Origin of the sequence: Pseudomonas sp. B13(2017) (assembly GCF_002113245.1) — a bacterium.
In the GTDB taxonomy this organism is placed as follows: domain Bacteria; phylum Pseudomonadota; class Gammaproteobacteria; order Pseudomonadales; family Pseudomonadaceae; genus Aquipseudomonas; species Aquipseudomonas putida_Z.
In genome coordinates this window covers 118505-144149 of sequence record NZ_NEJX01000006.1, presented here as the reverse complement: position 1 = coordinate 144149, position 25645 = coordinate 118505, and the positions used below count along the sequence as shown (strand labels likewise).

The window sequence follows — 25645 nt, the reverse complement described above, 5'->3', positions numbered from 1 at the left end:
TCGAGGTGGGAGCTGGCTTGCCGGCGATGGGCCGCACAGCGGCCCCAAAATCCTAAACGGTACGACGAGCCCCAGCCCTTGCACCGTCGCCCCCAGCCTCATCATGCAACGAAATCCGCGAAGTCTCCGGCAACGCCAACCCACCCACCAACGCCACCAGTGCAATCACCACCAGGTAGAACGCCGGTGCCAGGCTGCTGCCGGTCTGCCCGATCAGCCAGGTCGCCACCAGCGGTGCGGTGCCGCCAAACAGCGTATAGGCCACGTTGTAGGTAATTGCCGAAGCGGTATAGCGGGTGCGGGTAGGGAAGCTTTCCGACAGCAATGCCGCCGTGACCACGCCACTGCACAACGCCCCCACCGCCAGCAGGATCACCCCCAGCAGCGCACCGGACATCGAGCCGGAACTGGCCAGCCAGTACGCCGGGAACACGCACAGCATCACCCACAGGCAGGTAAAGCCGATGGTCTTGCGCCGCCCGACGCGGTCCGAGAACGCCCCGGCCAGCGGGCAGCCGACCGCGGCGAACAGCAGGGCCACGGTGGTTACCAGCAGCGATTGCGCGCGGGTCAGGTTGCCGACCAGTTGCAGGTAGGTGGCGAAGTAGGTGGTGAACATGTAGAACGACAGCGCGGTCAGCGAGATGAAGGCCCCCAGGTTGCGGATCGCCCGGCCATGGTTGCGCAGGGTTTCCTTGAGCGGCGAATGTTCATGCTCCTTGCCCTGGGCGATGGCTTCGCGGAACGCCGGGGTTTCTTCCATGCGCCAGCGCAGGTACAGGCCGACCAGCCCCAGCGGCGCGGCGATCAAGAACGGGATGCGCCAGCCCCAGGCATTCATCGCCTCGGCCGACAGGCTGGCTTCCAGTCCATAGGCAATCACTGCCGCGCAGGCAAAGGCGGAAAAGGTCGACACGGGCACGAAGCTGCCATAGAAGGCGCGCTTGTCGTTGGGCGCATGTTCCATCAGGTAGGCGCAGGCCCCGGCATACTCGCCACCGGCAGAAAAGCCCTGCAGGCAGCGCGCCAGGGTCAGCAGCGCGGGGGCTGCCAAGCCGATGCTGGCGTAGGTCGGCAGCAGGCCGATGAGGGTCGTGGAGCCGGCCATCAGCAGGATGGTCAGCGACAGGATGCGCTTGCGCCCCAGGCGGTCACCCAGCGCGCCGAACACGATGCCGCCCAGCGGGCGCAGGGCGAACGCTACGGCGAATACCGCAAAGGTCTTGAGCAAGGCCACGCTGGCGTCTTCACTGGCGAAGAACTGGCTGGCGATCAGGGTAGCGAGAAAGCCGTAGACGGCGAAGTCGAACCATTCGACGAAATTGCCGATGGCCGAGGCGGCGATCACCCGGCGCAGGGTGGCGGGGGATACCTCGTGAGGTACGGGCATGCGAGTGCTCTCCGGTTCCATTGGCAGGCATGATGAAAGTGGCGCGGTCGGGCCGCGCCATCATTGTTGTGCTTGCCAGTAGATAGCCGGGCGCTGGAACGCGCTTTGTCGAGGGCGACCTCGGGATACCTGATTCAACCGAACATGGTGGGCTGCCTCTGATGGCCCTATCGCCGGCAAGCCAGCTCCCACAGAATTTGCACCGCACTCAAGGCTTGTGCAGTACCTGTGGGAGCTGGCTTGCCGGCGATAGGGCCATGGGCTCAGAAGCGCATATCCAGCGCCAGCTCGAAGGTACGCGGCGGCCCCATGTAGTACTGGCTGTTGTAGGCCTGCTTGGCATACACCTCGTCGGTCAGGTTGCGTACCCGCCCAGTGAGCGTGGTGTGTTCATCCAGCCGGTAGCGGGCGAACGCGCCGAACAGGGTGTACGCCGGGGCCTTGAGGCTGTTGGCGTTGTCGGCATACACCGAGCCCACGTAGCGCCCGTCTGCCCCCACCGACCACGCCGGGGTCAGGCTGTAGGTCAGCCACAGGTTGGCGACGTTGGCCGGTACGTTCACCGGTGCGTTGCCCTTGCGCGATACCGACACGCCGTTGACCGCCTCGTTGAACTCGTCGTACTGCGCATCGACATAGGCATAGTTGGCCTCGGCCAGCAGCTCCGGCGTCACCTGCAGGCGCCCGGACAACTCGACACCGCGTGAGGTCTGCTGCCCGGCCTGGACCGTGAGGTTGGCGTCGTTGGAGTCGCGCACGGCAAAGTCCTTGCGCACGATCTGGTACAGCGCCAGCGTGGCCGCGCCGCGTCCGTCGAGAAAGTCGAACTTGCTGCCCACTTCCCACTGCTCGCCCTTGGACAGGTCGAACAGCCCGACGTTGGAATAGGTCGCTGCCGCCAGCGAGCCGGCCGGCAAGTCGGCAGAGGTACTGTACTGCGCATAGACGCTGGCGGACGGGGTCAGCGCGTAGGTCAGGCCGATACGCCCGGAAAGCGGTTCCCAGCGCCGTTCGAAGAACGCCGGCGAGGTTGGCGTTACCGCGCCGTAGTTGGTCACCTGCATGTCAAGGTAGTCGTAGCGCAGGGCGGTCAGCAGGGCCAGGCGTTCGGTGAGTTGCAGGCGGTTTTCGGCAAACACCGCGCGGTTGGTCACCTCGTGGCGGCGTTGCTTGGTCAGGCCGGCATTCACCCCGGGGATGTCGTCGAAGCTGCCGGGGTCGAAGTGCTCGGCATCGACCACATCGCTCCAGCTGCTCGAGGTGGGGTAAAGGGTCTGGCGCATGCGCGAGTAATCCAGCCCCAGCGACCACTGGCTGGCCAGGCCGAACAGCTGGTTGTCGTGGCGCAGTTCGATGCGGTCGCCCAGCAGGTTCTGGTCGTGGCGCTGCAGGTAAGGGCTGCTGCGTCGTACCTTGCCATCGCTGGTGTAGCTGTAGCGTTCGAGGTTGCGGTAATCGCGCTGGGCGTTGTAGTGGTACAGCGTGTTCTGCACGCTGGTGCTGTCGCTGAGCTGGTAGTCGAGGATCGAGCGTAGCCAGCGTACCCGCTGCTCGTAGCGCCCGTCACCGACGTTGTAGTTTTCGAAGCGGCGGCTGTTGTCGATCTTCATCGTGCTGCGCCCGGGCAGGATCGGCGAGCCCCAGTAAGGGCTGTCTTCGCGGTCTTCCTGGTACTCCAGGGCCAGGGTGTGGGTGAGGTTGGGCGTGAGGTCGCTCAGCAACGAGAAGGCCAGGCTGTCGGTGTGCCGTTCGTTGCGGTCGATGTAGCCGTTGCCCTGCCCGCGGCTGAAGTCCAGGCGCATGAAGTGGCGGGCATCGGCGGGGTTGCTGGCCAGTGCCTGGTTGATGCCGAACGCCACTTCACTGTCGTCGAAGCTGCCATGGCGGATACGGCCGTCGATGGTCTGCTGATCGCGGCTGGCCAGCTTGGTGATGTAGTTGATCGAGCCGCCCACCGCGCCCGCACCATGCAGGAACGACGATGGCCCGCCGATCAGTTCGACGCGGTCGAGCACCCAGGCATCCACTGGCCGGGTGGCGCTGCTGTAGCCCAGGTTGATGCCGTTGTACAACTGGGTAACCTGGTTCTGGGTGAAGCCGCGGTAGGCGACGAAGCCGCCAAAGCCGGGGTTGGCCGAGGCATTGACGCCGGTCATGGCGTTGATCACATCCTGGCTGTCCTTGGCGCCGCGCTCTTCGATCAGGCGGCGGTCCGAGACACTGACCGAGGCCGGCGTTTCCCGCGCGGTGAGCCCCAGGCGCGAGCCGGTGCGGATCGGCTCGTCCAGTTGCACGCCGCTGGCGGCGTCGCGTTCACCGTCGATGGTGGTGGCGCTCAGTTCCACCGGGGCAGCATCCGCCCAGGCAAGGTTGCAGGTGCCCATGAGGAGCACCAGGGAGGTTTTGCGAAGCATGTTGGTGTGTCTTCCACGCAAAGGTCATGGCTGACCGCGAGCGCGCAGTCAGGCGCGCCCGGCTGAGGTCAGGCGAAATGAAGTACGGCTGCGGGAAAAGCAACGGGGGAGGCGCGGGGGTTGAGGGCGGGGCGTTGATAGCGCGGCGGCGGTTGCGCCCAGCTGCGCACCACAATGGGCGAGGTGGCCACGGCTTGCGCCGGGGTGAACGACCAGCCGCTGCTGCTGAGCGGCACGGCCAGGCCGAACGAGGAGCACACCGGGCAGTCGAGCTGGGCCATGTGCTGGTCGCCGCCGGCGCCATCCAGGTCGATGGCAACGCCGTGTTCGCTGTTGATCGAGCAGAAACCGCCTTCCAGGCCGGCCAGGCGCAGGCCACCCATCTGGCCATGGTGCAGGCCGCACAGAACCAGGCTGAACAGGACGCTGGCGTAGAGCGTCCAGGCGGTCAGCGTGCGGGTATGCCGGGTGGTTTTCATGGCGGCGAATCTACCATCCGGATGAACGGTCGGGTAGTGCTTCGGGCTTGATATTTTGGGGCTGCCTTGTAGCCCATCGCGACAAAAGGCCGTACACAGCTTTCAAAGGCGGCGCGGTCTTTGTAGGAGCGGCCTTGCGTCGCGAAAGGGGCGCAAAGCGCCCCCAGGGTTCTGTCAGGCCGCACGCTCCAGTACATCCAGCAAATCAACAAACTCCAGCGCCAGTTTATGCCGCGGCGCCAGGTGCACCAGCGGCACCGAGGCCTGGTGCGATTCACGCATCTTGATCGAACTGCTCAGGTACACCGGCAGCACCGGCATGCCTTCACCGCGCAATTGCTCGACCAGGGTCTGGTGCAGCGCGGTGCGCCCGGCGAACTGGTTGACCACCACACCTTCCACCTGCAACGCCGGGTTGTGGTCCTGGCGCAGTTCTTCGACCTCGGCCATGACGCAGTGCAGGGCCTGGCGCGAAAAGCTGTCGCAGTCGAACGGGATCAACAGCCGCTCGGCCGCCACCAGCGCGCTGAAGGTATAGAAGTTGAGCGCCGGCGGGGTGTCGATGTAGATCCGCTCGTAGTCCTCGCCCAGTTCCACCAGCAGCTTGCGCAGCTTGTTGATCTTGAACTTGCTCTCCAGCTTGCCTTGCAGGTCGCTGAGGTCGGGGCTGGCGGTCACCAGGTGCAGGTTTCTGTAGCGGGTTTCGGTGATCGCCACCCGGTGCTTCTTGCCGGCAGCGGTGACTGGCGACAAGGTCTGGCGGAAGAAATCGGCGATGCCGGAAGGAATGGCGTCATTGACCAGGCCGGTCAGGTAGTAGGTGGCATTGGCCTGCGGGTCGAGGTCGACCAGCAAGGTCCGGTAGCCTTCGGCGGCGCTGGCGGCGGCAAGGTTACAGGCGATGCTGGACTTTCCGACGCCACCTTTCTGATTGAAAACCACACGACGCATTAGACGCTCATCCATGAAGTGAAAATGTCAGGTTGGGGTCAATCCTATGACTGGAACAAGACAGTTTTATGACAAGGAATGTTACAGCCTGCGCATTCATTATTGTTTGTACCGGCCCTTTCGCGGGCATGCCCGCTCCCACAGGTCATGCGCCACCCTCAAGGGCAGCAGAGTTCCTGTGGGAGCGGGCGTGCCCGCGAAAGGGCCGGTACAGGCGAAGCAAGACGCTCAGGCAACAACCACCCGATTGCGCCCCTCCTGCTTGGCCCGGTAAAGCGCCCGGTCAGCCTCGCTCAACGCATCCCCCGGTTCGCTCTCGGTCTCGCCATCCCAATGCGCCACCCCCAGCGACACGGTCACCGCCCCCACCGGCTCCACTGGCGTATCCTGCACCGTTACCCGCAGCCGCTCGGCCACCACTGCCGCAACGTCCAGGCCGGCCCCCGGCAGCAGCATCAGGAACTCCTCGCCGCCGGTGCGGCACAGCAGGTCACCCTCGCGGCAGCAGCGGCGCATCAGCTCCGCCAGCCGGCGCAGCACCTGGTCGCCCACCTCGTGCCCGTGGCAGTCGTTTACCCGCTTGAAATGGTCGACATCCAGCACGATGGCCGCAAATGCCCGGCCCTCGGCTTCCAGCAACGACAGGTTGAACTCCAGGCTGCGGCGGTTGCCCAGGCCGGTCAGCGGGTCGGTCTGGGCGTCGCGGTTGAGCCGGCCGATGCGTTCATGCAGCAGGTTCAGCCCGAACAGCAGCGCGCGCTTCAGCTCGGCCGCCTCGAAGTACCAGGCCGGTACCCGATGCAGGCGCTCGGCAGTGCCGGCCCGGTCCATCGAGCGGGCGCCGGCGGCCAGCTGCCACAGCGGCCGGGCGATGGTCATGGCCAGCCACCACAGCAGCATGCTGCCCACCAGCGCCAACGGTGCGGAGGTGCCGACCACGTTGAGGATCAGGTGGCTAAGCGGCGTCACTGTCTGGGTCAGCGGCTGCTGCGCCACCACGCCCCAACCGGCGCTGGGCACGGTGGCGTATCCGGCGAGCATTTCCACGCCGAGGCTGTTGGTCAATTGCCGGGTACCATTGCCCAGGCTCGCCAGCTGATCGATCAATTCATTGCCTTCAACCACCGTCCCCACGCGCTGGCTGTCGGGGTGATACAGCAGACGGCGGTTGCGGTCGACCACGTACAGGTAGGAACCATCCTTGTAGAAATGCTCGCCCAGCAGGCTGTTGAGGATGTTGCGTTCACGCAGGTACAGGCTGCCGCCGACATACCCCAGGTAGCGGCCATTGCTGTCGAAAATGGGTTGCGACAGCGCCACCACCAGGTTGTTGGCCGCCGATATGTAGGGCGTCGACACCAGTGGGCGGCGCGCCTGCAGCGCCTCCTGGGCACCGGGCGAATGCATGTGGCTGCCGACCAGGTGCCGCAAGGGGGCGGGGGAAATCGCCAGCAGCACCCCGTTGGCATCGATCACGAACGTGGAATTGAACGCCATGCTCTGGCTCAGGACACGCTCGGTCTCCGCCTGCAGGGCGACGGCGTCACCCAGCTGCCGGCCTTGCACGCCAGCGCTGAACGCCAGCTGCTGCAAGGCGTTGTCGATAAAGGTCTCGGTGATGCTGGCCAGCTTCATCGCATACACCCGGTTGGCTTCCAGGGCATGGTCGATCAGCAGTTGGCGTTGCACCCGGTAGCTGGCGAAATAGCTGGCGCACAGCATGACCACGGCGGTAAGGGCGCAAAGCACCAGAATGAGTGTGCGTAGATCCAGGCGCAGTCCGTGCTTGGCGTGTGGCAATCCTGACCTCGGGTGATCGAAAAACAGCTACGAAATGGGAACAACCTTACGCCTTATGAGCGCAGTGGGGAACTGCGTTCAGGAGCCTGCGTTTTCCAGCGCGTCCAGCTCGTCTTCAACCTGTTGCATGCGCTGGTGCGCCAGGGCCTGCACCTTCGCGTCACGGGCCGATTCGCGCATCAGGGCGGTGAGCTTCTCGCTCAGGCGCTTGCCGGCCTCGGTGTCTTCCAGGGCACGGGCCTTGGCCGGGTCCTGGGTGGCCTCGACGATGGTGGCGAACTCGGCATCGCTGAAGTTCTTTTCGCTGTACAGGCGGAACAGGTCCTGGCGCTGGTCCTCGACGGTCAGGTGCTTGCGCAGCACGTCCTGGATGGTCGCCTGCGGCAGCTGCGGGTGCGTGCGGCCGAGCAGCGCGGCCATGCGCTCGATGTTGTGCGTGTAGGCATCCTGCAGCGGCAGCTGGGCCAGGATCTGTTCTTCACGGGAAGATTTCTGGTCGCAGGCGGTGAGGGCTGCAGTCAGCAGCAGGGGCAGCAGCAACTTCTGGAGGCGAGGCATGGCGTGGCCTGGTTGGGCAGTGAGTGCTGCCGATTATACGGCAGTTGTGGTTGCCTGATGGATTTTGGGGGCCGCTGTGCGGCCCATCGCGACACAAGGCCGCTCCTACAGGGATCGCGCTTGGCCAGATCTGTATGCGAATCCCTTGTAGGAGCGGCCTTGTGTCGCGATGGGCTGCAAAGCAGCCCCATTCAGGCAACGCGGAGCATCAGAACCCACCCCCCAACGGCCATTCCACCGCCAACCGTATCTGGTCCCCATCCAGCTCCGCCTGAGCCGTATTGCCCCGATGCACGTTATGCCGCAGCGAAAACGCGGTGCCCTTGGCCTTGCCGCTCTGCACCACATACCGTGCCTCCAGGTCGCGCTCCCAATGCTTGCCCCCCTTGCCATACCCCAGGTACGCATACCCGCCCGCAGGGTCGACATGGCTGCCGTCGATATCGAACCCGCGCACGTACAACGCCGTCAGGTTCAACCCCGGTACGCCGTAGGCGCCCATGTTCAGGTCATAGCGTGCCTGCCACGATTTCTCGTTCGGTGCGTTGAAGTCCGACATCTGCACCGCGTTGGCAATGAAGATCGCCCCTCGCGTCACGTAGTCGAATGGCGTGTTGCCGTCCACCTGCTGCCAGCCCAGGCTGAAACCGTGCGGCCCGTGGTCGTATCGCGAGACCAGGCTCCAGGTGGTGTTGTCGATGTGCCCGGACAGCGCCTTGCCGGTGTCGGTGGTGCGGTACAGGTTGAGGTCGAGGGTGAGGCTGCGTCTCTCATCCAGGGCATGGCTGAGGGTGCTGCCCAGGTAATGCTGGTTCCAGCTGTCCTGGTAGCGTGAGGTGTACAGGCTGCCGCTGAAGGCGGCGCCGGGGTTCCACACCACGCCGGCCAAATCGAAGCTGTTGCCCTGGCGGCCATTGGAGTAGTTCACCACGAAGCCCTGGTCGTGGCTGGAAGCATTGCGGTCGGCGTTCTCGTTGAAGTGCCCGGCCACCAGCCTGAGGTGGTCGAACTCGGTGCTGTCAAGGAAGAACCCGGTCGCGGTCTCGGGTAGCAGGCGGCTGTCGGAGGAACTGAACACCGGGGTCTTGACCCGTTGCTCACCGTAGGACAGCACGGTATCGGACATGCGCAGTTTCAGCGCCGCGCCGGCACGGCTGTATTCGTTCTTCGGGTGCCCCTCGTTATCCACCCCGAGCAAGCGTGCCTTGCCCACGCGCCCGCCGCCGCTGTCGAGTTGCACGCCCAGGTAGGCGTGGGCGTCGACCCCGACACCGATCAGCCCCTGGGTAAAACCGGACCGGAAGGTGCCCATCAGGCCATAGGCCCATTCCTCGGCCTTGCCGCTACGTTCATCGCGCGGCTTGTAGATGTTGCGCCCGGCACTGTTGCGCCCGCCATGCTTGTAGTCGCGCTGGTCGAATACGCTGCGGTTGAGCAGGCTCCAGCGGCCATCCTCGACAAAGCCGTTGCTTTGCGACTGGGCGGAGTCGGCCAGCGCAGGGGGCGCGAGCAGGGCGCTGGCGAGCAGCAAAACGACAGGGCGCGGCATGGGCAGAACTTCCTGTTCAGGGGGCGCGAAAACGCAGGATGTGCGCGCCGTCGAAGGGGTCGATGAGGTAGTGGGCGTGCACGCCGAAGGTGTTCAGCAGGCGCTCGGGCGTAAGCACCTCGAGCGGTTTGCCGAGGGCGACCAGGCGGCCCTTGTCGAGCACCGCGACGCGGTCGCAGGTGAGCGCCTGGTTGAGGTCGTGCAGGGCCACCAGGGTGGTCACCGGCAGGGCCTGCACCTGTTGCAACAGGCTCAGCTGGTGCTGGATATCCAGGTGGTTGGTTGGCTCGTCCAGCAGCAGCACCTGCGGCCGCTGTGCCAGGGCACGGGCGATGTGCACGCGCTGGCGCTCGCCACCGGACAGCGACCCCCACAGGCGGGTGCGCAGGTGCAGGGCGTCGAGGTCGGCCAGGGCCTGCTCGACGATCGCGCGGTCTTCCCCGGAGAACGGCGCCAGCGCCGACAGCCAGGGGGTGCGGCCCAGGGCAACGGCATCGAACACGCTGATCGCATCGAGGGTGTCGGCCTGCTGTTCGACCAGCGCCAAGGCCTGGGCGACACGGCGTCGGGGCAACCATGCCAGCGGTTCGCCCAGCAGTTGCACGCTGCCGCTGCCTGGCTTGCGCAGCCCGGCCAGCACCTTCAGCAGCGAGGATTTGCCGGAACCGTTGGGGCCGACGATGCCCAGGGTTTCACCGGCGACAACGCTCAGTTCGATATCGCTGAGCACGGTGTTGCCGGCCAGTTGCAGCCCCAGGTTCTGGCAACTCAAGGGGGCCATCTGTAGCGCTGTCATGACCGTCATGGGCGCCTCCGGCGGCTGACCAGGATCAGCGCGAAGACCGGTGCGCCGAGCAGCGCGGTGACCACGCCAACGGGGATCACCTGGCCAGGGATCAAGGTGCGCGACAGGATGTCGGCGGCAATCAGGAACAGTGCCCCGCCCAGTGCGCTGGCGGGCAGCAGGCGGCTGTGCCCGGGGCCGAGCAGCAGGCGCAGGGCATGGGGGATCACCAGCCCGACAAAACCGATGGCGCCGACGATGGACACCATCACGGCGGTCACCAGCGCCGCGCAGCTGATCAGCAACAACTGGGTACGCCGCACCGGGATGCCCAGCGATGCCGCCGAGTCGGCGCCGAAGGTGAAGGCATCCAAGGCACGGCGATGCCACAGGCACACCAACAGCCCGAACAGTACAACTGGCACGGCCAGCCACACCGAAGGCCAACGCACGCCACTGAGGTTGCCCAGCAGCCAGAACAGGATGCCGCGCGCCTGCTCGGCGGTGGCCGACATGGTGATGAGGAAGGCGGTAAGGGCGTTGAACAGTTGCGAGCCGGCGATCCCGGCAAGGATCACCTGGGCATTGTTGCTGCTGGGGCCGGCTGCCCGGGCCAGCACCAGTACCAGGGCGAACGCTGCCAGGGCGCCGATGAAGGCGCCGCCGGACATGCTCAGCGCCAGGCTGCCGAAGCCCAGCAGGCCCACCAGCACCGCACCGGTCGAGGCGCCGGCAGACAGCCCCAGCAGGTAAGGTTCGGCCAATGGGTTGCGCAACAGTGCCTGGAGGATCACGCCGCAGGTGGCCAGGCCGGCGCCGCAGGCTGCAGCGACCAGGGTGCGGGGCAGGCGGTAGTTCCAGACGATGCCGGCGTCGATCGGGTCGACCGGACAGCCGGCCTGCCACAGGTGGTTGGCCAGCACCTGGCCGACCACGCCGGGTGACAGGTTGGTTTCGCCGATGGCGGTGCCGGCCAGCAGGGCCGCCAACAGGGCGGCCAGGGCAACGGCGATGCAGGGTAACAGGCGCATCATCACTGGGCTGCTTTGCCGCTGGCGAAGGCGGCGGCCAGTGTCTGCAGGCCGCTGAACAAGCGAATGCCGGCCTGCATGGCGTCGGCGTCGAGGATGATGATGCGATCGTGCTTCACCGCGTCCATGTTGCGCGTTACCGGGTCGCTACGCAGGAATGCCAGCTTCTTCTGGTAGTCGTCGGCGGGGTAGCGACGGCGGTCCATGCGGGCAATGATCAGCCAGGTGGGGTTGGCCTTGGCCAGGGTTTCCCAGCCTACGGTCGGCCATTCTTCGCTGGACTCGACCACGTTGCGCACGCCGAGGGTGCGCAGCATGAAGTCGGCGACCCCCTGGCGGCCCGCCACGTAGGGGTCGATATGCAGGTCGGCGCTGGAGAACCAGAACAGCGCCGAGGTGGCGGACAGGTCCTTGTCGGCCAGTTGCGCCTTGGCACTGTCCAGGCGGCCTCTGAGCTCGGCATTCAGGGCCGTGCCACGGTCCTGCACGTCGAAGATTGCCGCCAGCTGGCTGACGCTCTTGTAGATGGTGTCGACCTGGAACGCCTGCAGGCGGGTGCCATCGGCGCCCACCAGGTTGTCCTTGCCTTCGCAGTCGGACGGCAGCAGGTAGGTGGGGATGCCCAGTTCATCGAACTGTTCGCGGGTGGCGACCGCCCCCTGAGCACCGACCATCCATTCGAACTGCACCGTCACCAGTTGCGGGCGCTTGCCCACTACTGCCTCGAAGCTGGGCTCGTTGTCGGCCAGGCGCGGCACCTTGGCGTTCTGCACCTGGTACTCGGGCAGCACATTGTTGAACCACAGCGAGGTGGCCGCCAGTTTGTCGCCCAGCCCCAGCGCGTAGAGCATCTCGGTGCTGGCCTGGCCAATGGTGACCGCGCGTTGCGGCGCCTGGGCGAAGGTTTGCGGCTTGCCGCAGTTGTCGACCGTCAGCGGGTAGTGGGTGGCAGCAGCCTGGGCCAGGCCGGTGAGGCCGAGGCCGGCGAGCAGGGTGGCAAAACGGGGCAGCATGCTGGGCGATCTCCTATCGGACAGTTCGGGTGAGGAACGCACGGACAGGCATCGCCGAGCCCCCGCTGGCGGCAGGGGCAACACTGATGGCCAATCCCGGACACCCCGCCGGTTGGTGAATGTAGGCCGGCAGGTCTCCTGACTGGTGCGTCATGGCCTGGCTCCGGCCTTCCCGGGTTCGTGGCCCAGTGGCATCGATGGAGCAGGCTCGGCACCTACAGTTGCGGGGGCAGTTCCGTTTGGCCCGAATTGGCGGGCCTGGGATTCCCTATTGATTCCGTGGTGGAAACCGGCGGCCGGCATGGTAGACCATCGTGCCGCCGGGTGAAAACGCTTTTCAGAAGTACTTCAGCCAGGTGATGTCGCGCCGCCGCGCCTTCAGGCGAGCGAACCAGCGCACCGGCAGGTACAGCGAAACCGCCAGCAGCACTGCCCCCAGCCACACCGCGGCGATGCCGTCGAAGCCGAAGTAGTCGCCATGGTTGCGGCCGAACAGCGCCACGCTGGCCAGGTACAGCAGCTTCAGCACATACAGGTGCAGCAGGTAGAAGAACATCGGTGCCGCGCCGAACACCGCCAGGGCACTGATCCAGCGGGCCTGGCCGGCGCGTTCGAAGGCGCGCAGCAACAGCAGGCCACAGCCCAGGGTCAGGGCCAGGAACAGCAGCGAGGGCGGGTACTTGGTGATGTTGAAGAAGCTCATCAGGGTTTGCGTGACGGTCGGGTAAGCGCTCCACGGCGCCTCGCCGTAGCCGTTGACCAGGCGCAACACGACAAAGCCCAGCAGCGCGATCAGCCCGGCCAGCAGCAGGCGATGCTGGCGTTGGCCGGCCGCGCTGCCACGGGCGAACCACGGGCCCAGGCCGTAGCCCAGGGCGATGACACCGATCCACGGCAGCACCGGGTAGGAGGTGCGCAGGCGCAGGTTTTCGGAGAACTCCAGCCAACCCCGGTCATGCAGGATCGCCCATGGCACATGCAGGGCGGATTCGGCGCCGAAGTGCAGGCCGTCGAGCAGGTTGTGGCCGGCGATGATGATTGCGCCCAGGGTGATCAGGGCGGCACGTGGCAGCCAGATCAGCAGCGACAGGGCGATCATGCTCACGCCGATGGCCCAGATCACTTGCAGGTAGATGACGCTGGGTGGCAGCTGGAAAGTCCAGGCGAAGTTGACCAGGGTGAATTCCAGCACCACCAGGAACAGCCCGCGCTTGAACAGGAACGCCGAGACATCGCCGCGGCCCTGGTGTTTCTCGCCGTACAGCCAGGCCGACAGGCCGGTCAGCATGACGAACACCGGCGCGCACAGGTGGGCCAGGGTGCGGCTGAAGAACAGCGAAGGCTCGGTGGTATCGATCGCCATCGGGTCGCTCACCTGGCGGTGCAGGAAGAAGGTTTCGCGGACATGGTCCAGGAGCATGAACAGGATCACCAGGCCGCGCAGGGCATCGATGCTCTGCAGGCGCTGGTTGAGCAGGGTGGGGGTGGCGCTGGCGCTTGTCATGGGAGGTCGCTGATAGGAATGGATGTCAACTGAAACGTTATCTTATAACTAAATGATGGTGAGTTGGTAACTGTTTTTGTGGGACCTGTACCGGCCCTTTCGCGGGCTTGCCCGCTCCCACAGGAATTTCACCCATTCTGAAATCTGTGCAGTACCTGTGGGAGCGGGCAAGTCCGCGAAGAGGCCGGTGCAGGCAGTTCAGGTCAGAAGCTGTAATCCACCGTCGCAAAGTACGACCGTGGCATCCCCATCAGCCACTGCTGGCCACTGAACGCCGACTGCACATACTCGCGGTCGAACAGGTTGTTCAACTGCAACCCCAGCCGCACATCCGGCAACACCTGCCAGCCGATGTCGGCATCGACCACGGTGTAGCCGGGGGCGCTCTGGGTGTTGGCGGTATTGGCATATCGTTCGTCCACATAGCGCGCGCCAATGCCGGCCTCCAGCCGCTGGCCGAAGCCTTTGTTCAGCCACAGGTTGGCGGTACGCCGCGGGACATTGGCCGGGCGATTGCCCGCACGGTCCTGCGCCACGCCGCCGACCATTTCGTCGAAGTCGTCATACCTGGCGCGCACGATCGCCGCGTTGGCCGACACCTGCCACTGGTGCGCCAGCGCCAGTTCCAGGGTTGCCTCCAGGCCGTCGGACGTCTGCTGGCCAGCCTGCTGCTTCTCGTGGGTGACCGGGTCATCCACCAGCAACTTCTTCTTGACGATGTGGTAGGCCGCCAATGTCCATTCGCCACGCCCGTCCCAGAAGCGCTGCTTCAGGCCCACCTCGGTCTGCCTGGCCTCGGTCAGGTCGTAGTGCATCTGGTTGGCGCTGAGGCTGATGAGATTGTCGACCCCGTCCTCGCTGTTGGAGTACTGGCCATACAGCGACAGGTCGTCGCTGACCGCAAACACCAGCCCGGCACGCCAGTTGCCCCCTTGCAGGCTGCGGTCGCTGCGGCTGTCGGTGGTCAGTTTCTCCTGGACGATGTGGTTCTGGTCGCGGCGCACGCCGGTGACCAGGGACAGGCGATCGCTCAACTGCAGGCGGTTTTCGGCGAACACGGCAAAGGTGTGGGTGGTGGACAGCGTTTGCGGGCGCAGCGGCGAGGCGCTGTGGAACCAACCCGGTTGTGGCTGCCAAGGGTCGACGTAGTCACCGCCCACATCGTTGTAGGGCGCGTTGCTGTCGACGTTGAAGCGGACCTTGTTGTACTCGGCGCCGACCACGGTCTTGCTGGCCAGGCCGAACAGCGAGTGGTCGAGGGTGAAGGCCTGGCGATCGCCGAACTGTTCCTGGTTGTGCTTGATCTGCAGGTAGCTGCCGCGCAGCAGCTGCTGGCGCCCGGCATCCCAGCTGTACTCCTCGGCATTGCGCCAGTGACGGCGGCTCTTGATGTAGTACAGCTGGTTGCTGGCGCTGAGGTGGTCGCTCAACGTCCAGTCGGTGTTCAGGCGGGTCCATTCATCGACGTAGTGCTGCACATCGTCCTGCACGTTGTAGTTCTTCTTGCGCAGGCTGCTGCGGTAGTGGCCGTCGATCAGCGGGGTGCCATAGTAGTTGGCAGGCTGCGCATCGCCGCGATCGTGGGCGAGGGTGAAGCTGAGGTCGTCGCTGGCATCGAAGCGCAGCGCGGCGCTCAGCGCCAGGCTGCGTGACGGGGTGCGGTCGACCCAACCGTTACCGGTTTGCTGGTTCAGGGCCAGGCGGTAGCTCAGGCGCTCGCCGAGGCTGCCGCCGCTGTCCAGGCCGAGCTGCTGGCGGTCCCACGAACCGTAGCCCAGGCGCAGGTGGTTGCGTACCTCGCCGGCAAACGGCTTTTTCGGGACCACGTTGACCACCGCACCGGTGGCGCCTTCGCCATACAGCACCGAGGCCGGGCCGCGAATCACATCGATGCGCTCGACCATCCACGGGTCGACCGGGAACGTCTGGGTGCCGGCACCGGTGTACAGGCGTGCGCCGTCGAACAAGGTCATCACCGAGTTGTGCCCGGTAAAGCCGCGGGCGGACAGACCCGTGCCGCCGTCGCCCGGGGAGCCGATGTAGCTGATGCCCGGTGAGCGGGTTACCGCGTCCTGCACGGTGAGGTTGTTGCGCTGCTGGATCTGCTCGGCGCTGATGCTGCTGGTGCTGGCCGGTGTCTCCAGGGCGCTGAGGCCCAGGCGCGAGCCCGCCTGGGTCGGTGTGGCCAGGTCGATGGCGTGGCTGCCTTGGGTGTCGGTGATGGCCGTGGAGGGCAGGGCCAGTGGCTGTCGGTCAAGGTCATCGGCCAGGGCCGGCAGGGATACGGCCAGGCAGGCCGCCAGGGGGTGAAGCTTGAAGATACGGGACATGTCGTTCCACTACTGCAGGAATGAATGGATCCCGGTGGAAAACACGCAAAGGCGCACCGTGCACGCAGGCGCACGCACGGATACCGGCCTGCGCCCGCCCACCGCGGGTTGCCAAGTGAAGCTCCAGGCCGGTCTCCGGGCTTGCGAGGGGCATGAAACCTTCACCTTCCCATGCATGTGCACAGTGGTATCTCGAAGGGTTCGCTCGCTTACCGTTGCGGGGGCAGCGCCGGACTTGTCGTGGGCAACACGACGCACCGGCTTCCCGTTTCACCCTGCGCGCGGCGGCGCAGGGCACCTGAAACTGGCGGGCATATGACCATTGAAACGCGGGGGCGTCAAATCTGCCTGCTACCAATGAAACAACTCTCGTCGCGCCCCCTCGGTAATCGCCACGATCCCCGGGTGCTTGACCTTGCGCTCCACCGAAATGGCATAGAACGACTCGTGCACCGCCTCGGTCTGCCCGATCAGCTCCACGCCGTACTGGCGGCACACTTCTTCGGCGATCACGCTGGGGGCGACGAAGATGCCGCTGCCCGACTGCCCGAATGCCTGCATCAAGGCACTGTCATCGAACTCGCCCACGATTCGTGGCTGCACCTGCTGCTCACCCAGCCAGCGCAGCAGGCGGCTGCGTACCACGGTTTCCTGCCCGGGGATAAGCAGTGGCGCATCCTGCAGGCAGGCGGGGAAGGGGCCTTCCAGGCGTTGTGCCAGCGCCGGGGTGGCGAAAAAGCTCAACCCGCACTCGCCCAGTTTCTGGCTATAGCCCTTGATGTCCAGGTGGCTGGGCATGGGGCTGTCGGAAATCACCAGGTCCAGGCGCTGGATCGCCAGGTCGGCCAGCAGCCGTTCGAGCTTGTCTTCGCGGCAGTTGATACGCAGCACGTCGTCCAGCTCCATGGTCGGTGCCAGCAGGCGGTAGACGATGGACTTGGGCACCACGTCCGCCACGCCCACGCGGAACAGGATCTGCTCCTGCGGGCCGGCCCGCAGCATGGCCTCCAGCTCGTTACCCAGCTGGAACATCTGCTCGGCATAGATCAGCGTCTGGCGCCCTGTTTCGGTCAGTTCCAGCTGGCGCCCCACGCGCTGGAACAACTCCAGGCCGTAGGTCTGTTCCAGCAGGCTGATCTGCCCGCTGATGGTTTGCGGGGTCAGGTTCAACTGTTCGCTGGCGCGGGCGATGCTGCCGGTCTTGGCCACGGCCCAGAAGTAGTGCAACTGCCGATAGTTGAGCATCGGAATGTTTCCGGAATCGTAAAAACCGAAGTATAACCGCTGAAAATACGAATTTTCCGGATGTGTTGCGCTCTTTAGAATGCGACCCCATCAGGCGCCGTGTGCGCCGCCGGAACATGAAAAGCGAGGAACCCATGCTGCAACTCAAATCCATCGGCACGCCGCTGGTGCTGGCCTTGGCCCTGTTCACCCTGGCCGGTTGCGAGCAGGCCGAGAAATCCGCCCAGCAGATGCTCGACCAGGCCGCACAGTCGGCCAAGCAGGCCATCGACGACACCAACAAGGCCGCACAGCAGGCGTTGAGCGAGGCCATCGGCAGCGAAGGGCACAAGCCCAAGGACGCCGACAAGAAAGAAGACACCCAGGAAATCTGACCCCCAACCGCTGCTGCAGGATTTGAACAATGGAATACTTGCTGGAACTCGTCGCTAGCCCTACCGCCTGGGTTGCCCTGGCTACGCTGGTGGCCATGGAAGTCGTGCTGGGCATCGACAACCTGATCTTCATCTCCATCCTGACCAACAAGCTGCCGGTGGAGTACCGCTCCAAGGCGCGCCGTATCGGTATCAGCATGGCCTTGGTCATGCGCCTGGCCTTGCTCAGCACGGTGGCCTGGATCGTCCAGCTGACCGACCCGGTGTTCGAAGTGTTCGGCAATGCCTTCTCCTGGAAGGACGTGATCCTGATTGCCGGTGGCCTGTTCCTGCTGTGGAAGGCGACCAAGGAAATCCACGAGAACGTCGACCCGCACGGGGCCAAGGAAGAAGCCAAGGTGTCGTCGACGGTTACCCTGGGCTTTGCCGCGGCGATCTTCCAGATCCTGTTGCTGGACATCGTCTTCTCGGTCGACAGCATCATCACCGCCGTGGGCATGACCGAGCACCTGCCGATCATGATCATTGCCGTTATCACTGCCGTGATCGTCATGATGGTGGCCGCCGACCCGTTGGCCAACTTCATCAACGACAACCCGACCGTGGTGATGCTGGCCCTGGGCTTCCTGATCATGATCGGCATGACGCTGATCGCCGAAGGTTTCGGCGCCCATGTACCGAAGGGTTATGTGTACGCAGCCATGGCCTTCTCGACGGCGATCGAGATCCTCAACATCCTGGCCCGTCGGGCGCGGTTGAAGCGCGAAGCGGCTGAAGGTTGATGCAAGAAAAGCGGGGCGCTTGCGCCCCGTTCGCGGGCTTGCCCGCTCCCACAGGTGCCGCGTCAGCCGGATAGCTACGTGGTCCCTGTGGGAGCGGGCAAGCCCACGAAGGGGAGTAGGGAAAATCTGTAGTCAGTGCACCCCGGCATGCCGCCGCGCCCGGCGCACAGGCTGTGGCTTGGCGGGGGCTTGCGGTGGCAGGTGGTAGTGGGAATGACGCCGCACGATACGCAGTACACCCCATAGCATGGCGGCTGCAACGCTCAGCCACATGCCCACCAGCATGAGGATTGCCATGGTCAGGCTCATCTGTGCCTCCATCTCTACGGGCCACGCTCGGTCGCCGACGCTGGCCTTCCAGACACTGCTTTAGTCTAGTCTCTCGCCTGTGACGTTCCATTGACCAAAGGTCTATTGCTTGGTCCGATTTGCTCCTAACCGGTGTCGGACTATACCCGCGCCGCTGTCCGACCTATGATCGGTGGCCAGAGCCGGGCGCTGCCTGCCCGGCGTTGGAGCAAGCGAGTGTCCATGCAGCAACCTTCCTTCAAGACCATCCCTCGTCGGCTGCTGGCGGCCTGCCTGGTAGCGGCCAGCCTGGCCGGTTGTGCCAGCGCACCCTCCGCCAACCTCAAGGGTCTGCCGCAGCGGGTCGAGATCAGCAGCGTGCCGTTCTACCGTGGCAACGCCAACCACAGCGGGGCCATGGCATTGGCGGCGGTGCTGTCGCAACAGGGAGCTCCGATCACGCCGGGGCTGCTGGACAAGCCGCTGAACCTGCCCCAGGGCGCCGAAGCGCTGGACACCAGCATCCCCCGGGTGGCGCGCGACTACGGCATGGTGGTGTATCCGCTGGACAAGCAGCTGGACGCGCTGTTGACCCAGGTGGCGGCGGGCAACCCGGTGCTGCTGCGTTACGAGGATGGTTCGGCCTGGTGGAGCGAGCCACGCTATGCCGTGCTGATCGGCTACGACCGCTACAAGCAGCGGGTGCTGTTGCGTTCAGGCATGCACCGGCGGCAGCTGATGGCGTTCGATGACTTTGCCTCGGCCTGGGCGAAGCTTGGGAGTTGGGCGGTGCTGGTGCAGCCACCGCGGCAACTGCCGGCCCAGGTGGACCGCCAGCGCTGGTTGCAGGCTGCGGATGAACTGGCCCGGGCGGGGCAGGAGATTGCAGCGAAACAGGCCGTGAGTAGCCTGAACAAATAGCTTTGTCTGTACCGGCGCTTTCGCGGGCACGCCCGCTCCCACAGGGGCCGTGCAACCAGCACAAATCCTGTGGGAGCGGGCGTGCCCGCGAAGAGGCCAGCCCTGGCTACATCAGAAGCCCAGGCGATCGCGCAGGCTGTAGTACCAGGCACCAATGGCGCTGAACGGCACGCGCAGCATCTGGCCACCCGGGAACGGGTAGTGCGGCAGGCCGGCGAAGGCGTCGAAGCGCTCGGCCTGGCCGCGCATGGCCTCGGCCAGCACCTTGCCCGCCAGGTGGGTGTAGGTCACGCCGTGACCCGAGCAGCCCTGGGAGTAGTAGATGTTGTCGCCGATACGGCCAACCTGCGGCAGGCGCGACAGGGTCAGCAGGAAGTTGCCGGTCCAGGCGTAGTCGATCTTCACGTTCTGCAGCTGCGGGAAGGCCTTGAGCATCTTCGGACGGATGATCGCCTCGATGTTGGCCGGGTCACGCGCGCCGTACACCACGCCACCACCGAAGATCAGGCGCTTGTCGCTGGTCAGGCGGTAGTAGTCGAGCAGGTAGTTGCAGTCCTCGACGCAGTAGTCCTGCGGCAGCAGGGTGCGCGCCAGTTCGTCGCCCAGCGGCTCGGTGGTGATCACCTGGGTGCCGCATGGCATGGACTTGCTGGCCAGTTCCGGCACCAGGTTGCCCAGGTAGGCGTTGCCGGCGACGATGATGAACTTGGCGCGGACCTTGCCCTGCGGGGTATGCACCACCGGGTTGGCGCCACGCTCGATGCGTACGGCCGGGGTTTGTTCATAGATGATGCCGCCCAGCGACTCGACCGCGGCGGCTTCGCCCAGGGCCAGGTTCAGCGGGTGGATGTGGCCGCCGCTCATGTCCAGCATGCCGCCCACATAGTTGTCGCAGGCGACCACTTCGCGGATGCGCTTCTGGTCCATCAGCTCCAGCTGGTTGTGACCGAAGCGTTCCCACAGGCGCTTTTGCGACTCCAGGTGACCCATCTGCTTGCTGGTGAGGGCAGCGAACACGCCACCGTCCTTCAGGTCGCACTGGATGTTGTACTTGGCCACGCGCTCACGAATGATGCGCCCGCCTTCGAAGGCCATCTGGCCCAGCAGCTGGGCCTGCTTGGGGCCGACGGTGCGTTCGATGACGTCGATGTCGCGGCTGTAGCTGTTGACGATCTGGCCACCGTTGCGGCCCGATGCGCCGAAGCCGACCTTGGCCGCTTCGACGATGCTCACCTTGAAGCCGTTCTCCAGCAGGAACAGGGCGCTGGACAGGCCGGTGTAGCCGGCGCCGATGATGCACACATCGGTTTCCACCTCACCCTGCAGCGCCGGACGTGGCGGCACCGGGTTGGCCGAGGCGGCGTAGTAGGACTGGGGGTAGGGGGTGTTAGCCATGCTGCAGGAACCTCGTGTTTTATATTTTTAACGAATGTACCGATGCTATCAATAATAATAAACACCCGCTAGTCGTCCGTTGAAAATCCTTTACTCGGTCCCCGTCAGCGCGCCTTTCTATAAAGAGTTTAAGATTCAGTAGGTTAGCGCGAAAAAAATGTTGACAGGGTTTTTGGAATGGGTAGAATGCGCACCACACGACAGGCACATAGCTCAGTTGGTTAGAGCACCACCTTGACATGGTGGGGGTCGTTGGTTCGAGTCCAATTGTGCCTACCAAATCGAAGAAGGGGTGATCCGAAAGGGTCACCCCTTTTTTCATTGTGATTTTATGCGGCCAGGGGCTGGTGCGCAGCCCATCCGACCAGTGTCGTGCTCCGGCAAGGCGGCCCCATGTGTAGAAAACTCGAAAGTTTTTGATTTTTCTCAAAAAAACGCTTTACAGGTACGCATTCGATCACTAATATGCGCACCACACGACAGGCACATAGCTCAGTTGGTTAGAGCACCACCTTGACATGGTGGGGGTCGTTGGTTCGAGTCCAATTGTGCCTACCAAACAAAAGTCCCGGTTTCCGGGCATCAAAAGGGCGACCCCAAGGGGTCGCCCTTTTGTTTTTGTCGTGCCCAACGGAGGGCGATTTCACGCGCTGCAGTCTCGTCGGATAACCGCATAGCGAATTGCGACTATAGTGAGTCTCTAGCGATGGGGTCAGAGATGCGGCTATGCCTTCGATTGATGTGTCGCTTCCGTTGAGCCTGCGCAAACGAGCCATGTTGGCCAGTGCGTTGAACCTTCTCGCTGTCTTTGCTTCCCAGGTCATGCGGCTGGGCGGCAATCTGGTTATCACCCGCTTGCTCGTGCCGGAAATGTTCGGCGTGATGGCCATTGCCACCACTGTTGCAGTGGTGCTGCAACTGCTTTCCGATGTTGGACTGCGGCCGAACGTCATTCAGAGCTCGCGCGGCGACGAACCGCTGTTTCTCGATACCGTGTGGACGGTGCAAGTCATCCGTGGGTTTGTGCTGTTCCTTCTGACGTTGCTATTGGCCCTGGGGGCAAAATTCACGCAGTACATCGAACTGTGGCCGGCCCATTCCACCTACGCCGCTCCAGAGCTACCGATGGTGCTGGCGTTGTCTGGGTTCGCCGCGATCATCTATGGCTTCCAGTCGCCCAAGGTCGATGTGGCCATCCGTGTCTTCCAGCAGAAGAAGGTAGTGATCGCCGAACTGATTGCACAGTTTGTCGGTTTGATCGTGATGCTCGTGGCAGGCTATCTCACCCGCTCCATCTGGTCATTGGTGGCGGCGGGGCTGCTGAGCACACTGGTTTTCACCGTACTCAGTCACCTGGTCTTCCAGGGGCCGCGCAACCGCCTGCGATGGGACCCCGCCGCGCTGCGCGAGGTGTTCGATTACGGGCGCTGGATCTTGTTGTCATCCTCCGTAGGGGTGCTGGCGATGCAGGGTGACCGGATCTGGTTCGGCGGAAGTATGTCGGTCGCGGAACTAGGGGTCTATTCCATCGCTGTCGCCATCCTCGGGGCCATTCAGTCGGTGTTGCTGCGGCTGGCGGGGGCAGTCGCCTTGCCGGCCTTCAGTGAGGCAACGAGAAGTGGCGACAAAGAGCGGGTGCGCAGCCTTTACTACCGTTCCAGGGTGCTGTTCGATCTGACCTCGCTGTTCGCTTGCGGTTTTTTGCTGACTGCCAGCCCGCTGTTGATCAGTTGGCTGTACGACGACCGTTATGTCGGCGCCGGCAATACCATGGCCATTCTCTCGCTCTCTCTTTTCACCTTGCGCTTCACACTGGCACACCAGCTCTGGTTGGCCCTGGGGCTGACCAAATACGTGGCGATGGACAACATCATCCGGGTCGTTTCGCTGTTTATCCTGCTGCCGGTCCTCATGGCCATCGGTGGCGTGAGCTATGCCATCTGGGGTGTGGCGCTGCATACCTTCTTCACGCTTTTCCTGATTTTTCCTGTCAACCGCAAACTGGGACTGCTGGACCTCAAGCGCGAGGTTGTAGTCCTGCCTGCCCTGCTGATCGGCGTCTTTTTCGGTGAAATGATAACCAGCCTGTTCACCTGATTGGGCCGTGAAGGCGCAGGCCGGTGGGCGTGTGGTCGGTAGACACATGTGCCGCGAAAGGTTCCAGCGCCTGGGAGGGGAGGCTGCATCAGGCGGCCTCTGAGACCGCATGGTCAGGTATGCCGTTGTTATCTTTCGCCATATCCACAAGTAGAAAAAATGGCGCCATAAAACATACTGTTTTCACTGGCTAATCATTGAATAATCAATGATTAAGCGTGTCTTGACAGATCTTTTTCGCAGATCTTTAATCTTTTGGTATCTGGCAGCCTGAGGCGTTTAATTGCCAAAGGTTATTGCGTGTTTATTTGGCAGCGTTTATTACCTGTTAACTGGATGAGCTCCAAGGGCATGAAATGAGAAAGCACATACGAAAGCTCATAACGCCGTCGATGCGCTTCGAAATAAGAAAGTTCTTGGCTTGGGCCCAGGATATAATGGGGCGCGCGTGTTTGTGGCGCTGGGAGATTACCAGGTTTCAGCTGCAGACAAGTAACGACTACGAAGTCTTATATGTGGGTCGAAAGAGCCGCAAGGAAATGGCCAAGCTGCTCATCGGCGGTAAACCCGAGGCCGACACCAAGTCCGGCGATGGCACGCAACAGCCTGGCGCCGCGTCCCATAGGGTGTTGATCAGCGAGATGCCCAGTGCAGGTGCCCTGTACGTGCCCCATTATCTGAGTGCCATCATCCCCTTGGGGCGTCCGCTGGAAGAGATCATCGCCCGCTACGACGGTGAACTGCGCCGCAACATCCGCAAGTGTCGGCCACTGTACCGCATGCAGCAGGTGCTGACGGACGAGGAGATTGGCAAGGCCGACCGGGAAATGTTGCAGCCTTATGCCCAGGCGCGGCATGGCCTGTATGCCAAACAGTTCGATTCCCAGGATGTGTTGCGCATCGCCAAGACCGTTGGCCGGCTCGACCTCGTGATGAAAGGCGACGAGGTTGTAGCCTGTCATTTCGGTTGTGTAATAACCCGGGCCGGCAAGCGCTATTGGAGCACGCTTCGCTTTGGCTACCCGGAGGCCGTCTTCAACGACCCAAAACGACTGCGCGAGGTCAACTCGATCACTACCTTCATGGCCCTGGAATGGGCCATCGAGCAGGGTTTCGATTATTACGATATCGGCCAATGTCTGGCACGTCCGGACGATGGGCTTTTGAAATGGAAGCGCCGGCGCGGCGGTGATGTGGATACCTTGGGCAACCAGGCTTACATGTTCGTCCGGCTGCCGAAGACCGGCATCGCCAAGTTTCTCTGGGAATTCCCGTTATTTGCCGTCGAGAACAGCAGGCTCACACTGCATCTGGGTTTGCCGGATGGGCCAAGTGACGACGAAGTTGTCGACCGCTATCGTGAAATGGTCTTCGGTGGATTATTCAAGATATACATTTACTGTGCGAAAGCGCCTGGCGAACTGCTGCTGGAGAACTTGCGTGATCGATATGCTCACTTCCAGTCCCCTCCCATTCTGGAAAAAGTAGTGTGCAACTGAGCGTGAAAGAGAGCCTTTCAATGAGAGCGCTGCATGATGAACGACATTTCGGATGTAGACACGAAGGGATCCGACCATAAAAGCTGGAGCTTGGCCGCATACAAGTACCTCGCAAGAAAGCGGCTGGTACGAAAGCCGTCGGAGAACCTGAAGAACCTTGCGGTCAGGACCTGGGATATCGCCCCGGTCGAGGTCACCCCAGCGCCTCCCGCTTTCTTTCTGCCGAATCAGTTGGAGCGAGTGACCGGCTGGGAAGCGAAACGTTTCTTTCCTTTCGAGCATCCGCGGCGGACCATGGAGGGGCTGGGCAGCGTCGCACAGGCCCCTACCAAGGGCTATCTGATCAAGGACGTCATTCTGATCGATGGCGCACTCTACAAGAACAATGCCAGCTTCTGGCTGTCTGACCGGCCCAACGGGTTGCCGCGAATCGTCGTGGAGCAAGAGATCGAGCGTGGGGCCGCTTATTGTTCACGTTACGGCAACCGTTGGTTTGGAACGTGGCTGGCCGAGGATTGCGTCACATATGCTTTGGCCCGTAACGAAGGCGTGCCGGTCACCACGGCACCCTCCGGCAGGTTCCCGCTTTTTTCCCAGGCTGCGCAGTACGAAGAATGGCTTGGCATGCATCCGCTTCGGCTGCACACGGCCTTTTTTCGAGAGTTGGTGCTGTTCGATGACTTCAGCCACAACACAAACCAGTCCGAGCGATACCGCGCCATGGGCCAAAAGTTGTTGTCGCGGGTAAATTACCAGTCCCACCCGGGGGTTTTCATCTTGCGGGGCGGTGATGGGGATCCGCGCCTGCTGCACAACGAACTGGAGATCGCCGAACATCTGCAAAAACATCGCGGCTTTCGCATCCTTGCCCCTTTGAAGTGCGACCTGGCAACCATCGTGGAAACCTGTGCCGGGGCGAGGGTAGTGGTGGGCGTCGAAGGCAGCCAGCTCATCCACGGTATGAATGTGCTGTCGCCCGGCGCTTCGGTGCTGACGCTGCAGCCACCTGATCGCTTTGTCTGCTTCTACAAGTACCTGACTGATCGCGATCAACAGCATTTCGGCTTTGTGGTCGGGATACCTGATGGCAGCGGCTTCCGCATCGACCTTGATGAGCTCGAACGGACCTTGGATCTGCTGCCGTCATGACGAGGCATGGCATGCCATGACTGCCTGGGGTGCATGGCCACTGGTTGCACGGTGTAACGTATGGTCGCGGTCCTTGCCCGGGGAGGGCGTGC

21 protein-coding genes, 2 tRNA genes and 2 riboswitches are annotated in these 25645 nt (G+C 63.6%); of the genes, 8 read left to right on the top strand and 15 right to left on the bottom strand.

Annotated features, from left to right (window positions below; translation table 11 throughout):
- Positions 1 to 52 precede the first annotated feature (52 nt).
- The 13 genes from CAG44_RS10710 to nhaR form a co-directional block, all read right to left on the bottom strand.
- Complete coding sequence (locus tag CAG44_RS10710; RefSeq protein WP_085692118.1) at positions 53 to 1390, bottom strand: MFS transporter; 1338 nt, start codon at positions 1388 to 1390, stop codon at positions 53 to 55.
- A gap of 263 nt (positions 1391 to 1653) precedes the next feature.
- Positions 1654 to 3804, bottom strand: coding sequence for a TonB-dependent siderophore receptor (locus CAG44_RS10705; protein WP_085692116.1), 2151 nt, complete (start codon positions 3802 to 3804; stop codon positions 1654 to 1656).
- A gap of 68 nt (positions 3805 to 3872) precedes the next feature.
- Positions 3873 to 4283 (bottom strand): DUF2946 family protein, encoded by a 411-nt coding sequence (locus tag CAG44_RS10700; protein ID WP_085592246.1) that lies wholly within the window; start codon positions 4281 to 4283, stop codon positions 3873 to 3875.
- Between the two features lie 174 nt (positions 4284 to 4457).
- Positions 4458 to 5234 (bottom strand): ParA family protein, encoded by a 777-nt coding sequence (locus CAG44_RS10695; RefSeq protein ID WP_085692114.1) that lies wholly within the window; start codon positions 5232 to 5234, stop codon positions 4458 to 4460.
- A gap of 228 nt (positions 5235 to 5462) precedes the next feature.
- A complete protein-coding gene (locus CAG44_RS10690) occupies positions 5463 to 7034 on the bottom strand; it encodes a sensor domain-containing diguanylate cyclase (protein ID WP_085692112.1) in 1572 nt (523 codons plus the stop codon).
- Between the two features lie 78 nt (positions 7035 to 7112).
- Positions 7113 to 7592, bottom strand: coding sequence for a hypothetical protein (locus CAG44_RS10685; protein ID WP_085692111.1), 480 nt, complete (start codon positions 7590 to 7592; stop codon positions 7113 to 7115).
- 208 nt (positions 7593 to 7800) lie between these two features.
- Positions 7801 to 9141 (bottom strand): OprD family porin, encoded by a 1341-nt coding sequence (locus CAG44_RS10680; protein ID WP_085692110.1) that lies wholly within the window; start codon positions 9139 to 9141, stop codon positions 7801 to 7803.
- 16 nt (positions 9142 to 9157) lie between these two features.
- Positions 9158 to 9946 (bottom strand): ABC transporter ATP-binding protein, encoded by a 789-nt coding sequence (locus tag CAG44_RS10675; protein WP_085692108.1) that lies wholly within the window; start codon positions 9944 to 9946, stop codon positions 9158 to 9160.
- Complete coding sequence (locus CAG44_RS10670; protein ID WP_085692106.1) at positions 9943 to 10959, bottom strand: iron ABC transporter permease; 1017 nt, start codon at positions 10957 to 10959, stop codon at positions 9943 to 9945. The genes CAG44_RS10675 and CAG44_RS10670 overlap by 4 nt, the downstream gene beginning before the upstream one ends.
- Positions 10959 to 11969, bottom strand: a complete 1011-nt coding sequence (locus tag CAG44_RS10665) for an ABC transporter substrate-binding protein (RefSeq protein ID WP_013971987.1) — start codon at positions 11967 to 11969, stop codon at positions 10959 to 10961. Before CAG44_RS10665 ends, CAG44_RS10670 begins: the two co-directional genes overlap by 1 nt.
- Positions 11970 to 12079: 110 nt before the next feature.
- A riboswitch (cobalamin riboswitch) is annotated at positions 12080 to 12278 on the bottom strand.
- A gap of 28 nt (positions 12279 to 12306) precedes the next feature.
- Positions 12307 to 13473, bottom strand: coding sequence for a DUF1624 domain-containing protein (locus CAG44_RS10660; RefSeq protein WP_085692105.1), 1167 nt, complete (start codon positions 13471 to 13473; stop codon positions 12307 to 12309).
- Positions 13474 to 13676: 203 nt separating this feature from the next.
- Positions 13677 to 15803: a TonB-dependent siderophore receptor gene (locus CAG44_RS10650; protein WP_085692104.1), complete on the bottom strand. Its 2127-nt coding sequence runs from the start codon at positions 15801 to 15803 to the stop codon at positions 13677 to 13679.
- 108 nt (positions 15804 to 15911) lie between these two features.
- Positions 15912 to 16120, bottom strand: a riboswitch (cobalamin riboswitch).
- A 34-nt stretch (positions 16121 to 16154) separates the two neighbouring features.
- Positions 16155 to 17048: a transcriptional activator NhaR gene (gene nhaR / locus CAG44_RS10645; RefSeq protein ID WP_085692103.1), complete on the bottom strand. Its 894-nt coding sequence runs from the start codon at positions 17046 to 17048 to the stop codon at positions 16155 to 16157.
- 134 nt (positions 17049 to 17182) lie between these two features.
- Here nhaR and CAG44_RS10640 point away from each other — a divergent pair, with 134 nt between their 5' ends.
- Both CAG44_RS10640 and CAG44_RS10635 read left to right on the top strand, forming a co-directional pair.
- Positions 17183 to 17422, top strand: a complete 240-nt coding sequence (locus CAG44_RS10640; protein ID WP_025338519.1) for a hypothetical protein — start codon at positions 17183 to 17185, stop codon at positions 17420 to 17422.
- 29 nt (positions 17423 to 17451) lie between these two features.
- Complete coding sequence (locus tag CAG44_RS10635) at positions 17452 to 18204, top strand: TerC family protein (RefSeq protein WP_003260907.1); 753 nt, start codon at positions 17452 to 17454, stop codon at positions 18202 to 18204.
- Positions 18205 to 18336: 132 nt separating this feature from the next.
- Here CAG44_RS10635 and CAG44_RS28920 read toward each other — a convergent pair whose 3' ends face one another.
- Complete coding sequence (locus CAG44_RS28920) at positions 18337 to 18513, bottom strand: hypothetical protein (RefSeq protein WP_170929309.1); 177 nt, start codon at positions 18511 to 18513, stop codon at positions 18337 to 18339.
- Between the two features lie 165 nt (positions 18514 to 18678).
- Here CAG44_RS28920 and CAG44_RS10630 point away from each other — a divergent pair, with 165 nt between their 5' ends.
- The gene (locus tag CAG44_RS10630) at positions 18679 to 19413 is read left to right on the top strand and encodes a peptidase C39 family protein (protein WP_085619087.1); all 735 of its coding nucleotides are present in this window, start codon (positions 18679 to 18681) and stop codon (positions 19411 to 19413) included.
- Positions 19414 to 19524: 111 nt separating this feature from the next.
- On the opposite strand, the gene CAG44_RS10625 is transcribed toward CAG44_RS10630, so the two are convergent.
- Positions 19525 to 20808: an FAD-binding oxidoreductase gene (locus CAG44_RS10625; RefSeq protein ID WP_025338521.1), complete on the bottom strand. Its 1284-nt coding sequence runs from the start codon at positions 20806 to 20808 to the stop codon at positions 19525 to 19527.
- 202 nt (positions 20809 to 21010) lie between these two features.
- Between CAG44_RS10625 and CAG44_RS10620 the strand changes: the two genes are divergently transcribed.
- The 5 genes from CAG44_RS10620 (at position 21011) to CAG44_RS10600 (ending at position 25553) form a co-directional block, all read left to right on the top strand.
- Positions 21011 to 21087: transfer RNA gene (locus CAG44_RS10620), tRNA-Val, on the top strand.
- A gap of 202 nt (positions 21088 to 21289) precedes the next feature.
- Positions 21290 to 21366, top strand: a tRNA-Val gene (locus CAG44_RS10615).
- A 168-nt stretch (positions 21367 to 21534) separates the two neighbouring features.
- Positions 21535 to 22905 (top strand): oligosaccharide flippase family protein, encoded by a 1371-nt coding sequence (locus tag CAG44_RS10610; RefSeq protein ID WP_085692102.1) that lies wholly within the window; start codon positions 21535 to 21537, stop codon positions 22903 to 22905.
- A gap of 356 nt (positions 22906 to 23261) precedes the next feature.
- Positions 23262 to 24404 (top strand): hypothetical protein, encoded by a 1143-nt coding sequence (locus tag CAG44_RS10605; RefSeq protein ID WP_085692101.1) that lies wholly within the window; start codon positions 23262 to 23264, stop codon positions 24402 to 24404.
- A 33-nt stretch (positions 24405 to 24437) separates the two neighbouring features.
- Positions 24438 to 25553: a glycosyltransferase 61 family protein gene (locus tag CAG44_RS10600; protein WP_085692100.1), complete on the top strand. Its 1116-nt coding sequence runs from the start codon at positions 24438 to 24440 to the stop codon at positions 25551 to 25553.
- The last annotated feature ends 92 nt before the right edge of the window (positions 25554 to 25645 follow it).